The organism is Kineosphaera limosa NBRC 100340 (assembly GCF_000298215.1).
Lineage (GTDB): Bacteria > Actinomycetota > Actinomycetes > Actinomycetales > Dermatophilaceae > Kineosphaera > Kineosphaera limosa.
Genome location: NZ_BAHD01000080.1, coordinates 1 through 12,520, shown reverse-complemented (window position 1 = coordinate 12,520; position 12,520 = coordinate 1). Strand labels below are relative to the sequence as shown.

Genomic DNA, 12,520 nt, shown 5'->3' with positions numbered 1-12,520 from the left:
CCATAGGCTGCCCCTGTGACGAGCACAGCCCTGCTGACCGACCACTACGAGCTGACGATGGTCCAGGCGGCCTTGCATTCCGGGGCCGCGCATCGGCGCAGCGTCTTCGAGCTGTTCGGTCGCCGTTTGCCCGACGGCCGCCGCTACGGGGTGGTCGCCGGCACCGGCCGATTGCTGGAGGCGTTGGCGGACTTCCGCTTCGAGCACTCCCAGATCGAGCACCTGGCCCGCCGCGGGGTCGTCGACGAGACCACCCTGGAGTTCCTGCGCGAATACCGCTTTACGGGGAACATCGACGGCTATCCGGAGGGGGAGGCGTACTTCCCGGGCTCACCGCTGCTGGTCGTCGAGGGCACCTTCGCCGAGGCCGTGGTGCTGGAAACGCTGGCCCTGTCGATCTACAACCACGACTGCGCCATCGCCTCCGCGGCCTCGCGCATGGTGCACGCCGCCGGTGGGCGGCCGTGCATCGAGATGGGATCGCGGCGCACGCACGAGTGGTCCGCGGTCGCCGCCGCGCGGGCCGCCTATATCGCCGGCTTCGCCACGACGAGCAACCTGCAGGCCGGTCAGCAATTCGCCATCCCCACGGCCGGCACCAGCGCCCACTCGTTCACGCTGCTGCACGACGACGAGGAGAGCGCCTTCCGCGCCCAGGTCGAAAGCCTGGGACGCGACACCACACTGCTCGTCGACACCTACGACGTGCCCCGCGCCGTCGAACTGGCCGTCCGCCTCGCCGGCACCGAGCTGGGAGGGGTGCGGCTGGACTCCGGAGACCTCGTCGCCCAGGCGCACGAGGTGCGCGCCCAGCTCGACCGGCTCGGCGCCACGGGCACCAAGATCGTCGTCACCTCCGACCTCGACGAGTACGCGATCGCCGCCCTGGCGGCGGCCCCGGTCGACCGATACGGCGTAGGCACCTCGCTGGTCACCGGCAGCGGGCACCCGGCCGCCGGCCTGGTCTACAAGCTGGTCTCGCGAGAGATCGACGGGGTGCTGGTCGACGTCGCCAAGCGCAGCAAGAACAAGGGCACGGTCGGTGGCCGCAAGTACGCGATGCGTCGGCTGGACGGCGACGACGTCGCGCAGGCCGAGGTCATCGGCATCGGTGAGCGTCCGGTCGGCGACGACAACGACCGCGAGCTGCTGGTGCCCCTGGTGCGCGACGGGCAGGTGCTCGTCGACACCGGGGTGGAGTCCGCGCGGGCCCGGCACTCGGAGTCGATGTCGCAGCTGCCGCCGCGCGCCCACCGACTCAGCCGCGGCGAGCCGGTCATCCCGACGATCTTCGTCGACGACGAACCCGCCTCGGCGATCCTGCGCCAGTGATCCCGGACCTGTGATCCCGCGCCACTGAACGCGACAGCCCCGTAAAGCGACGTCTAAGGAGACCCGCCATGAGCACCGTCCGAGCCCTCATCGTCGTCGACGTGCAGAACGACTTCTGCGAAGGTGGCTCGCTGGCCGTGACCGGCGGCGCCGCGGTCGCGGAGGCGATCGCGGGCTACGTCGAGGCCCACCGCAGCGACTACGCGACCGTAGTCGCGACCGCCGACTGGCACATCGACCCCGGCGACCACTTCTCGCCGACCCCCGACTACGTCGACTCCTGGCCGGTGCACTGCGTGGCGGGCACCTCGGGCGCGCAGTTCCACACCGGGTTCGCGCCCGCGATGGCGCACGTCGAAGCGGTCTTCCGCAAGGGCGAATATGCCGCCGCCTACAGCGGTTTCGAAGGGTCGACCCCGGAGCGTGGCGGCCACGGCGGGCGCATCGGACTCGCCGACTGGCTCGCCGAGACGGGCGTGCAGGAGGTCGACATCGTCGGTATCGCCACCGACTACTGCGTGCGCGCGACCGCCCTCGACGCCGTCAAGGCGGGCCTACCCACGCGGGTACTGCTCGACCTCACGGCCGGGGTCGCTCACGAGTCGACGGTCCGCACCCTGGCCGACCTGCGCCAGGCGGGCGCCGAACTGGCCGGCACCCTGCCGAACGAGCGGCAGCCCGAGTAGCCCACAGCGCCCTGGCGGGTTGAGCCGCCGGGCTGACCGGGAGCCGGCCGATCAGACCAGGCCGAGGGCCACGGCCTCCTCCCACAGCTCCTCGCGGACGCGCGGGTGCCCGGCGAACTCGATGAGGTGAGCAGCCTGGGTGCGCTCGTCGAAGCCGGCCATCTCGGCGACGCCGTTCTCGGTGACGACCGCCGTGTGCTGGAAGCTCGTCACCGGCTCGTCGAGGAGCGGCACGATCGTCGAGGTGTCGGCCTTGGGGTGCCACGAGCGCAGCGCCATGATCGCCTGCCCGCCGCGGGCGTGCATGGCCCCGACCGTGAAGTCGGTCTGCCCACCGAAACCGGAGTGGATGCGTGCGTTGATCCGCGAGGCGTTGGCCTGGTCAAGCAGGTCGACCTGCAGCGCGGTGTTGATGCTCGTCATGCCGGGGTTCTGGCAGATGCGGGCCGGGGCGTTGGTGGTTTCGGTGCGCAGAATGCGCACCCGGTCGTTGCAGTGCACCCAGTCGTTGAGGGTCGTGGTGCCGTGCACGAACGAGCTGACCAGCGTGCGGTCGGGGTCCAGGGCGCCGGCATCGTCGAGCGCGAGGACCCCGTCCGCGAGCATCTCGGTCCAAATGCCCAGGCCCTTCTTCTTCAGCAGGCCCGCCAGGGTGGCGTCGGGAATCTCGCCGATGCCCATCTGCAGGGTGGCGCCGTCGCCGATGCGGTCGGAGACGAGTTGGCCGATGATGCGGGCCGACTCGGCGCGGTCGATGCCCTTGCTCGGCAGGCTGGGGGCCGGGGCTGCGTGGGCGGCGCCCTGCGCTGTCCCGGCCTGCAGGGCGTGCCCGCCGAAGGGCTCGTCGACCTCGATGATCGCGTCGAAGTCGTCCAGGTAGTACTCCCCGTCACCGTAGGTGTAGGGCATGTTGGGGTTGGCCTGGGCGATGACGAGGCCGCCGTGCGCGCGGGCCGACTCGATGGCCGCCGGCAAGATGTTCACCTCGATCCCCAGCGAGACCTTGCCGTTCAGCGGCGCCGAGGTGTGCACGAGCACGATGTCCACGGGCAGGCGACCGCCGAACAGTAGCGGCACCTGGGAGAGGCGGCAGGGGTAATAGGCCAGCCGCTCGCTGCGGCGCATGCCGGCACCCACGAAGGCCGTCTCGAGGATGACGCCGGTGCGGTCGGGAACGCCCTTGGGAGCGTTCAGCATGAACATCCGATAGCCGGGCAGGATCGAGTCCAGCGCGCGCAACACGGTCCAGGGCACCGCCCCGTTACCGCTGACGACGACCCGTAGGTCCCGTCGGGAGGTGTCGACCAGAGAGGACAGGGCTTCGATGGAGATCGTAGGCACGCCCTCCAGGGTGCCTCATGACGGTTGGGCCGCGGTGGGACGGTGGTCCCTGGAGTCAGTGCTGGCCGGGGCCTTGTTGCGCATGCCGCGCGGCGGCCGACAGGGCCTTGCCGCGCACCACCTCGGTGCCCCCCACTTTGTCGTGCAGCGACTGGTTGCCTTTGTCGGGCAACGGCCACAGGTAGTCCGCCATCTGGAACATGAACGAGACCGAGGACAGCAGCGGCACGCCCGAGAGCAGGTTGGAGATCGTCTTGACGATCGTGCGGCGTAGCCCGACCGCCAGCGGCACCGGCTCGTCGACACCGACGGGCCGCACCCGGATGCCGGTCAGGCGCCGCCCCGGCGTGACCCCCCAGCGCGAGAGCAGAAACACCTCGAGCGCGATATAGACCACCGTCTGCACGAGCCCGACGAAGGCCAGATCGGCGACGATCGACTCCGGCACCAGGGGCGCCGTCGTGCCGGCCTCCGCGGCCGCCATCACCTGGGTGAACCAGGCGTCGATGGCATCGGAGGAGGAGCTGATGCGCGGGAGCGTGATCGGCAAGGAGACGAGGCCGACCAGCAGGGTGTCGACGATCATGGCCCCGACCCGGCGCCACCAGCCGGCCAGGCGCACGTCGCTGCCGGTCCCCGCCTCGACGCCACCGGTTCGGCGGCCCGGCGGGCGCTGGCCCGCGTAGCCCTGCTGCTGCTGATAGGCCGCCCACTGGTCGGCGGAGGCGCCCGCCGCGGGCTCGGAGATCGGCCCCGGTTGGTACTGCGAGCGCTTGCTGGCGACGTGTTCGGTCCACATCACGCCGTCCCAGTAACGCAGGTTGTCGTCGTCTTGCGGATCGTCGTACCAGCCGGAGGGGCGCTGTTCCACCATGGAAAAAGTCTCTCAGAGTCGGCCGTGCGCCCCGGTAACGTGTCCACGATGAGCCATACCGTGGACGACCTCGACGCACGGATCATCGGGCTGTTCTCGCAGCGTCCGTCGGTCGGGGTGCTTGGCGCGTCCCGCGAGTTGGGCGTCGCGCGCGGCACCGTGCAGGCCCGACTGGATCGCCTGCTCGACCGGGGCGTCATCGCCTCGATGGCCCCGACGATCGACCCCGGCGCTGCGGGGTATCCCGTCACCGCCTACTGCCAGCTGCAGATCCGCCAGACGACGGGTCAGACCCCGATCGCCGCGCACCTGGCGGCCATCCCCGAGGTCATCGAGGCGCACACGATCACCGGCGGCTTCGACATGCTGGTGGTGGTCGTCGCCCGCGACAACGCCGACCTGCAGCAGGTCATCGACACGATCGTCGAACACGAGCAGATCGAACGAGCCTCCAGCCAGATCGTGCTGGCCACCCACGTCACCCGCCGCACCCTGCCGCTCGTCGAGGCGGCCGCCGCGCGAAACGACAACGGAGGGCGCCCCCGCCGCTCCTGAGCCGCTACTTGCGGCCGACGAACCAGCGCCGGATCGCCTCGATCCGCTCCCCCACCTGCTGCGTGTTCGCCTGGTCCAGCGTCGGCCCGCCGCACTGCTTGCGCAGATCCGAATGCACGACGGCGTGCGGTGCGCCCGTCTTGCGGGCGAAGGCCGAGACCAGGGAGTTGAGCTCCTTGCGCTGCGCCGCCAGGGCCCGATGCGCCGAGAGTTGGGCCCCGTCCGCGGACCCGTTCTGGGCGCGCGCCGACGTGCGCGTCGAGTGCTCGCTCTGGCGCTGCCGCAGCACGTGGGCCACCTGATCGGGCTCCAGCAGGCCCGGCAGCCCGAGGTAGTCCTGCTCCTCGTCGGAGCCGACCGCGGCAGTGAGCCCGAACTGCTCGGCGTCGAAGAGGACGTGGTCGAACTCGGCTTCGGACTCCAGCGCCTCGAACGTGAACTCCCCCTGGTCCGGGGTCGAGCGCTCGCGATTGGCCTCCTCGATGAGCGCCTCCTCCGGCGCCCACACGTCGTCTTCCGTCGCCTTGGGGCGGTCGAGGGCGTGGTCCCGCTCGGCCTCCAGGGCTGCCGCGTGCGCCAGGATGGTCGGCACGCTGGGCAAAAACACCGAGGCGGTCTCGCCGCGCTTGCGGGCCCGCACGAAGCGCCCGACGGCCTGGGCGAAGAACAGCGGGGTCTGGGTCGACGTCGCGTACACGCCGACGCACAGCCGCGGCACGTCGACGCCCTCGGAGACCATCCGCACCGCCACCATCCATCGGCTCGTGCCGGCGGCGAACTCCTCGATGCGTTTGCTGGAGCCGGTGTCGTCCGAGAGCACCACCGCCGGCTTCTCACCGGTGAGCTGGGTCAGGATCGCGGCGTAGGCCCGGGCCTTGGTCTGGTCGGAGGCGATGACGAGCCCGCCGGCGTCCTCGACGTGTTGACGCACCTGGGTCAGCCGCTTGTCGGCGGCGGCCAGCACCGAGGGGATCCACTCTCCACGCGGATCCAGCGCCGTGCGCCATGCCTGCGCGATGACGTCCTTGGTCGCCGGCTCCCCCAGCCGTGCGGCAACCTCGTCACCGGCCCGGGTGCGCCAGCGCATCGCCCCGCCGTAGGCGAGGAAGAGCACGGGCCGCACGACGCCGTCCGCGAGCGCCTGTGCGTAGCCGTAGGTGTAGTCGGCTGCGGAGCGGCGGATGCCGTCGGCGTCGGGGGCGTAGGTGACGAACGGGATCGGGTTGGTGTCGGAGCGGAACGGCGTACCGGTCAGCGCCAGGCGGCGGGTCGCCGGTTCGAAGGCCTCCCGGATCGCCTCACCCCAGGAGAGCGCGTCGCCGCCGTGGTGGATCTCGTCGAGGATCACCAGCGTGCGGGCGTTCTCGGTGCGGGCCCGGTGCAGCAGCGGTTTGCTGGCGACCCCGGCGTAGGTCAGCGCGACCCCGTCGTAGTGGCGGCCGTGGCCCCCGGCCGCGTTCGTGAAGCCGGGGTCGATGTCGATGCCGACCCGCGCTGCGGCCTCCGCCCACTGCGTCTTCAGGTGCTCGGTGGGGGCGACGATGGTGATGCGCTGCACGACGTTGTTGGCCAGCAACTCGGCGGCGACGCGCAACGCGAACGTCGTCTTTCCGGCGCCGGGGGTCGCCACGGCGAGGAAGTCGCGGGGGTGGTTCTCGAGGTAGTTCTCCAGCGCGGCGGCCTGCCAGGCGCGCAGCTTGCTCGCGGTCCCCCAGGCGGCCCGCTCCGGAAATGACGGTGACAGATTCTGCGCGGCCGACGTACTCATAGCGCGCGCCAGCGTATCCCGAGCCGGGCCTGCTCCCGTGCAGGCACCGGATGCGCACCGGGGCCGGGCGTGTTGCGCCCGGCCCCGGTGCGCCTCCGCAGAGCGCTCACCTCGAGCGCATCAGTCCAGCCTGGGGAACAGTGCGTGGTCCTGGCGGCAGTGCTGGTCGATGACCGGCAGGCGGCCGGTCAGCAGGTACCGGTCCCGGATGGTGCTGGCGCAGCCGCTGGTGTCGAGCACCGCGTGGCCCCAGCCCGGCACCGTGATCAGCCGCGAGTCCTGCCGGGTGTTGCGCAGCGCGATCGCCCCGGCGTACGGCGTCGCGGGGTCGTTCGTCGTGTTGAGGATGAGCATGCCGCCCTTGGAGGGCTTGTTGAAGGCCCCGCGCAGCGCCCCCGGAGAGTGGAAGGGCCACTTGGCGCAGACCGAGGACGTCCACGTCCAGAGCGAACCGAATCCGGGAGCGGCCTTGTCGGCGGCCTTGGCGGCCCGCACCCAGGCCTGCGGGTCGCTGGGCTGCTTACCGTCGTCGCAGACCACGCCGGTGAACGACGCGGCGTACATCGGCGGCCACTGCTCCTCGTCGTCCGGCGGGGCCGGCGGGTCGTAGCCGATGCGGTTCTTACGGTTGGCGGCGTCGCGACGCTCGACCTTGGTGTACGCGCGCTGGGCGCGGGCCTCCACCGCCGCCGGCGGGTTGGGGCCGGCGGTGGCCACCTGGTTGAGCAGGTGGATCATGCCGAGCACATCGGGCACGCCCTCGTAGTCGTAAAGTCCGCCGTTGATCATCGCGATGACGGAGTCGAAGGTCAGGGCCAGGCCGTCGGTCCCGTCGCCGAGTTCGATCGGCTTCTTACGCAGCTGGCGCACCAGCTCGGTCCAGTCCTTGCGGATCGTCTGGTGCTCGGCGCAGAACCGCGCACCGACCCGCTCGCACTCGGCGATGGCCGACATGAGGGCCTTCTGCCCGCCGAGGTGAGAGCCCAGCCGCGCGGTCATCGGCTGGTTGACGGTGTCGCGGCGACCGCCGGTCCAGGCGACGGGGTCGAGGGCGCCGTCGACGATGACGGCGCGGGTGCGGTCAGGGAACAGCTGGGTGTACGTCGCCCCGAGCACCGAGCCGTAGGAGACGCCGTAGAAGTTGACGGCCTTCTCCCCCATCGCGGCTCGTACCGCATCGATATCGCGGGCGGAATCGCCGGTCGACATGTGCCCCAGGATGCGGTTGTTCTCCGTGTCGGCCTTGCACAGCGCGACGGTGAACGCGTCGGCCGCGAGCTGGGCCTGCACCTGCGCGGGCGTGATCGGGAACATGAAGTCGATCTCCGGCGCCGGCTGGCCGGGCTTGCCGATGCACATCGCCATCATGTCCATGCCCGTGCCGCGCGGGTTGATGCCGATGAGGTCGAAGCGCGCCCGGATATCGCGGCTCAGCGTCTGGGCGAACAGCGGCAGCGTGAAGGAGGCCGGCACGCCGGGCCCGCCGGGGTTGGTGACGAGCACCCCGATCCGCTGTTTCGGATTGTCGGCCGGCCTGCGCGAGACCGTGAGCTCCATGGTGCCGCCGGCCGGATTGGCGTAGTCCAGTGGCACCGTGAGGGTGGCGCACTGCATGCCACCGCAGCGCGTCCACTCGATGCCCTTGGTGTTCGCGACGACCTGACCTGCGACCGCACCTTGTGTCGCGGCCGGAATGGCCTGACCGGTGCTGTCCTTACCGTCGACGCCGCCGGCGGCCTGGGCGGTGGCTGCCGGCACGATTCCCGCGAGCACTACCCCCAGCGCCACGCCCATCGTTGCCGACCTGGAGAGGAGACGACGAAGCATGTCGCAATGACCCCCTTGTCAACAGCCGCCGTGCGCCCCTGTGATGCACGATCAGCTTGAGCCGCAACAGTATCCGGAGGTTGCGAGGGTTGACAGGGAGGAACTACCTACCTTGTCCGAAGCGTGACGTCGGACACGATGAACGGCCAAGGTGGGTGACCGCGGTGAGCCGCGGACGCCGGATCAGTCGCCGCCGTCCTGCGGGGCGCGCAGACCTTCGTAGATCTCTTTGCACATGGGGCACACCGGAAAGCGGTTGGGGTCGCGCCCGGGGACCCACACCTTGCCGCACAGCGCCATGACGGGCTCACCGGTCACCGCGCTCTCGACGATCTTCTCTTTGCGCACGTAGTGGGCGAACCGTTCGTGATCGCCGGAGTCGGTGCGGTAGTCGGTATCGGTCTGGGTGTGTTCCAGGGTCGACGTCTGCGGTGCGGAGGTCGTCGTCATAGGCGGCATTATGCCCAGCCCAGGCGCTGCGGTCACCCCCGCGACCCCAGTGCCCGCCTGGGTGGGATGGGAGAATGGGAGCCATGCCGACCCAGGCCCAACTGATCCATTCCGCCAAGATCGCCGCCATGCGCGTGCTCGAAGCCGCACCCGATGCCATCGGGTCGGTCAGTTCGGTGCGCACCGACAACGGCGACGTCATCTTCACCTATGACGACGGTCCGACGCCCGTGCGCACGCCCGCCGTGCTGCGGGCCCTGGCCGAACATGGGGCCACCGCAACGTTCTTCGTGCTCATGGGCAGCGTGCGCGCCAACCGCGGGCTCCTGGCCGAAGTGCTGGCCGCCGGGCACGAGGTCGGCCTGCACGGCATCGATCACCGGCACCTGCCGACGCTGCCACCGCGGGTGGTCGAGCAGAATCTGCGCCGCGGCAGGGGCGAGCTCGAGGACGCGATCGGCCGGCCGGTGCGCTGGTTCCGTCCGCCGTACGGCGATCAGTCCCCCGGCACGTGGCGCGCCATTTCGCGCGCCGGCATGACGTCGGTCATCTGGAGCTCGACGAGCTGGGACTGGAACCGGGATGTCGACAACGACACCCGGGTCACGATGGCGACGATGAGCCTGCGGCCGGGATCGATCATCCTGCTGCACGACGGTCACGCGGGCGCCGCCGAGCTCGCCGACGACGGCCCGGAGCCGCAGCTGGACCGCTACGACCTCAGCTCCCGGCTGCTCGCCCAGTGCGCCCAGCAGGGTCTGCGCGGACGCAGCCTGGCCGACGCGCTCGACGGCGGCGCCAAGCTCGTCCTGCGCCCTCACTTCAACCTGCGCCCGCGCCTGCCCCACCTGTAGCCCGGCCACGCGACACTCCTGGGTCACTCCTGGTTCACTCGCGGGTTCGGTTGCCGTCGCGGGCGCGGACACTGCGTCCGCCGGGAGTCTCGTGCGCCACCGCGTCGGTTCCGGAGTCGACGTACTGGCCGGTCTCGTAGTCGTAGTCGATCGGGCGGCCCTGCTCGTCGGTGCGCTGATACCAGTCCGTGACGGCGGGGGCGCTGGAGTCGAAGTCGGCGCCGGCGCCCTGGCCCTGGCCGGTGGGCTGCACCGCGAGCGCGAAGTTGTCGCCGTGCTCGCGCACGCCGGCCCGCACCGACTGATCGAGCGCCGCCGATCCGTAGCGTTGCCGGATGATCAGCGGATCGGTACTCAGGTCCTTCCACAGCGCCCACATCATGAAGACCATCGCGAGGGCGAACGGCAGCGCCGAAACGATGATGAGGTTCTGCACGCTCGCCAGCGCACCTTCGCCTCCGATGAGCAGCATGACGATCGCGATCGAGGCGAGCATGAGGCCCAGGGCGATGATGACGCCGCGGGTCGGGTCGGTGCGACCACGTTGCGCCAGGCTGCCCATCACGATGGAGGCCGAGTCGGCGCTGGTCACGAAGAAGACCGTGAGCATGACGAGCACGATCACCGAGGTCAGCCCCGTCATCGGCAGGGCGTCGAGCAGAATGAACAAAGAATCCTGTGCATTCGGGGCGCCGCCGACATCGGCCTGACCCGACTCCTGGTAGAACATCGACGTGCCGCCGTAGATGCTGAACGAGACCAGGCACACGGTCGAGGGCACGAGAATGACGGTGACGACGAATTCGCGCAGCGTGCGCCCGCGCGAGATGCGAGCGATGAAGATGCCGACGAACGGCGACCACGAGACCCACCACGCCCAGTAGAAGACCGGCCACGCGTTGACGAACTCGGCCTGCGCCTCCCCCATGCTCGCCGAGTAGGCGAGCAACTCCAGGGTGTGCCCCAGGTAGCCGGCCATCACCGACGGGATGAAGTTCACCAGAAACAGCGTCGGGCCGACGATGAACACGAAGAACGCCATCGACAGCGCGAAGACCGTGTTGATGTTGGAGAGCCAGCGGATGCCTCGGGCGACGCCGCTGACGGCCGAGGTGATGAAGACGACGGTCAGCACGGTGACGATGGAGACGAGCACGACGCGGCTGCCGATGTCGACCCCGGTCGTCAGCTGCAGGCCCCGTCCGATCTGCAGGGCCCCGATGCCCAGCGAGGCGGCGGTGCCGAAGAGCGTCGCGATGATCGCGAAGATGTCGATGACCCGCCCGACCCAGCCCTGGGTGCCGCGGGAGCCGCCGAGCAGCGGCGCGAAGATCGAACTCATGAGGATCGTCCGGCCGCGCCGGTAGGCGCCATAGGCTACGGCCGCCCCGACCAGCGCGTACATGGCCCACGCCTGCGGACCCCAGTGAAAGACGGTCTGGATGAGCGCCCGGTGCATCGCCCCCCGGGTTTGCGGGTCGACGGTGCCTGGCGGCGGGTCGAGGTAGTACTGCATCGGCTCGTACGGGCCGAAGAACAACAGCCCGATGCCCATGCCGGCGGCGAACAGCATGGAGATCCACGAGAACCGCGAGAACTCGGGCTTTTCACCATCCAGGCCGAGCGGGATGCGCCCGAACCGGGTGAAGCCGACGATGAGCATGAACAGCAACACGACGGCCGCCAGCGCGCTGAACAGCCAACCGAAGTAGGTCGTCACCCATTCGAGCGCCGCGTCCGAGGCCGCGCTGAGCGTCTCGGTGGAGACGACGCCCCAGGCGAAGAAGCCGAGAATCGTGACCGCGACAACCCCGAAGACGACTTTGTCGGTGCGGTAGTCGTTGCGTTGGTCGTCGACCGACACGCCTGGGACGAGGGCCGGATGCACCCCGTGCGGGTAGTTGCCGGCCTGGCTCGCCTCGTGCAGCAGGCGCCGGGCCCGATCTCGGGGCTTCTCGGACGACTGCTGCCCAGCTGGCGGTTCGTGTGAGGTCACCCGAGCGACCGTAACCAAGCTGTCGGACCTGCGCGAACACACACATGTTGCGCAAAGCGCGGGACCCTTGGTTCGGCGCCCCGGCTGCGTGGGGCGAGCAGACGCCGACGGCGCCGACCCCGCACAATGGAGAGGTGGACTCCCTGGCCGGACGCCTGCTGGTCGCGACACCACGCACCGGCGGCGAGATCTTTCGTCGCAGCGTCGTGCTGTTGCTGCACCATGACGAGGCCGGAGCGCACGGCCTGGTGCTCAACAAGCCGATCGGCGCCCCGGTCGGACGAGTGCTGCCCGCCTGGCAGGAGCACGTCAGCGAGCCCGCGCAGCTGTTCCAGGGCGGCCCGGTCGGCCTGGATACCGCACTGGGCCTGGTCCGGGTGCCCGGCGGCAGCCACGAGGACCACAGCGCACCGCTGGGCATCCGGCTGCTGTTCGGCACCGTCGGGGTGATCGATCTCGACGTGCCCCCGGAGGTCGTGGTGCCGGCCGTCGCGGGGATGCGCGTGTTCGCCGGCTACTCCGGCTGGGGCGCCGGGCAACTGGAGAGCGAGATCGAGTCGTCCGGGTGGTACGTGGTCGACCCGGAGGTCGGCGACGCCTTCACCGAAGACCCGCAGACGCTGTGGGCCGGCGTCCTACGCCGCCAGCCCGGCCCCCTGGCCTGGGTGGCCACCTACCCCGAAGACCCCACGCACAACTGACAACTGGCCCGGTCGGCCTCCCTTTCGCGGGAGGCCGACCGGGCCAGGTGCTGCGCGGCTGCCCAGCCGCGCTTCGGGCGGGTTCAGGCGCGGGCGGTCAGTCGCGGGTGGTCAGGCGCCCTGGGGGCGCGGGCCC

General features: G+C 70.5%; 11 protein-coding genes. 5 read left to right on the top strand and 6 right to left on the bottom strand.

The genetic code is table 11. The annotated features are described in order from the left end of the window. The first annotated feature begins 15 nt into the window (after positions 1–15). Complete coding sequence (locus KILIM_RS18510) at positions 16–1,332, top strand: nicotinate phosphoribosyltransferase (RefSeq protein WP_006594272.1); 1,317 nt, start codon at positions 16–18, stop codon at positions 1,330–1,332. A gap of 68 nt (positions 1,333–1,400) precedes the next feature. Beyond that, positions 1,401–2,018, top strand: coding sequence for an isochorismatase family protein (locus KILIM_RS18505; RefSeq protein WP_006594271.1), 618 nt, complete (start codon positions 1,401–1,403; stop codon positions 2,016–2,018). Positions 2,019–2,069: 51 nt separating this feature from the next. Here the strand turns inward: KILIM_RS18505 and KILIM_RS18500 are convergent, their stop codons facing one another. Beyond that, positions 2,070–3,359: an acetyl-CoA hydrolase/transferase family protein gene (locus KILIM_RS18500; protein WP_006594270.1), complete on the bottom strand. Its 1,290-nt coding sequence runs from the start codon at positions 3,357–3,359 to the stop codon at positions 2,070–2,072. Between the two features lie 55 nt (positions 3,360–3,414). Then, on the bottom strand, positions 3,415–4,233 hold the full coding sequence (locus KILIM_RS18495; RefSeq protein WP_006594269.1) for an RDD family protein: 819 nt from the start codon (positions 4,231–4,233) through the stop codon (positions 3,415–3,417). A gap of 48 nt (positions 4,234–4,281) precedes the next feature. On the opposite strand from KILIM_RS18495, the gene KILIM_RS18490 reads away from it, so the two are divergent. Then, entirely contained in the window at positions 4,282–4,788 is a 507-nt protein-coding gene (locus tag KILIM_RS18490) for an Lrp/AsnC family transcriptional regulator (protein WP_006594268.1), read from the top strand. A gap of 4 nt (positions 4,789–4,792) precedes the next feature. Here the strand turns inward: KILIM_RS18490 and KILIM_RS18485 are convergent, their stop codons facing one another. The 3 genes from KILIM_RS18485 to KILIM_RS18475 all read right to left on the bottom strand — a co-directional run bounded on the left by KILIM_RS18485 (position 4,793) and on the right by KILIM_RS18475 (position 8,842). Further along, the gene (locus tag KILIM_RS18485) at positions 4,793–6,556 is read right to left on the bottom strand and encodes a DEAD/DEAH box helicase (protein WP_006594267.1); all 1,764 of its coding nucleotides are present in this window, start codon (positions 6,554–6,556) and stop codon (positions 4,793–4,795) included. Positions 6,557–6,676: 120 nt separating this feature from the next. Then, the gene (locus KILIM_RS18480) at positions 6,677–8,383 is read right to left on the bottom strand and encodes an alpha/beta hydrolase (RefSeq protein ID WP_083876255.1); all 1,707 of its coding nucleotides are present in this window, start codon (positions 8,381–8,383) and stop codon (positions 6,677–6,679) included. A gap of 183 nt (positions 8,384–8,566) precedes the next feature. Beyond that, the gene (locus KILIM_RS18475) at positions 8,567–8,842 is read right to left on the bottom strand and encodes a DUF3039 domain-containing protein (RefSeq protein ID WP_040563830.1); all 276 of its coding nucleotides are present in this window, start codon (positions 8,840–8,842) and stop codon (positions 8,567–8,569) included. A gap of 74 nt (positions 8,843–8,916) precedes the next feature. Here KILIM_RS18475 and KILIM_RS18470 point away from each other — a divergent pair, with 74 nt between their 5' ends. After that, a complete protein-coding gene (locus KILIM_RS18470) occupies positions 8,917–9,687 on the top strand; it encodes a polysaccharide deacetylase family protein (protein ID WP_040563834.1) in 771 nt (256 codons plus the stop codon). A gap of 34 nt (positions 9,688–9,721) precedes the next feature. Here KILIM_RS18470 and KILIM_RS18465 read toward each other — a convergent pair whose 3' ends face one another. Beyond that, positions 9,722–11,683, bottom strand: a complete 1,962-nt coding sequence (locus KILIM_RS18465; protein ID WP_006594263.1) for a BCCT family transporter — start codon at positions 11,681–11,683, stop codon at positions 9,722–9,724. A 134-nt stretch (positions 11,684–11,817) separates the two neighbouring features. Between KILIM_RS18465 and KILIM_RS18460 the strand changes: the two genes are divergently transcribed. Further along, entirely contained in the window at positions 11,818–12,384 is a 567-nt protein-coding gene (locus tag KILIM_RS18460; RefSeq protein ID WP_006594262.1) for a YqgE/AlgH family protein, read from the top strand. Positions 12,385–12,520: the final 136 nt, after the last annotated feature.

What these genes read in the sequence shown, in the direction of transcription:
- KILIM_RS18505 (WP_006594271.1), top strand. Translation starts at nt 1,401, where the DNA reads ATGAGCACCGTCCGAGCCCTCATCGTCGTCGACGTGCAGAACGACTTC.
- KILIM_RS18495 (WP_006594269.1), bottom strand. Translation starts at nt 4,233, where the DNA reads ATGGTGGAACAGCGCCCCTCCGGCTGGTACGACGATCCGCAAGACGAC.
- KILIM_RS18490 (WP_006594268.1), top strand. Translation starts at nt 4,282, where the DNA reads ATGAGCCATACCGTGGACGACCTCGACGCACGGATCATCGGGCTGTTC.
- KILIM_RS18485 (WP_006594267.1), bottom strand. Translation starts at nt 6,556, where the DNA reads ATGAGTACGTCGGCCGCGCAGAATCTGTCACCGTCATTTCCGGAGCGG.
- KILIM_RS18480 (WP_083876255.1), bottom strand. Translation starts at nt 8,383, where the DNA reads ATGCTTCGTCGTCTCCTCTCCAGGTCGGCAACGATGGGCGTGGCGCTG.
- KILIM_RS18475 (WP_040563830.1), bottom strand. Translation starts at nt 8,842, where the DNA reads ATGCCGCCTATGACGACGACCTCCGCACCGCAGACGTCGACCCTGGAA.
- KILIM_RS18470 (WP_040563834.1), top strand. Translation starts at nt 8,917, where the DNA reads ATGCCGACCCAGGCCCAACTGATCCATTCCGCCAAGATCGCCGCCATG.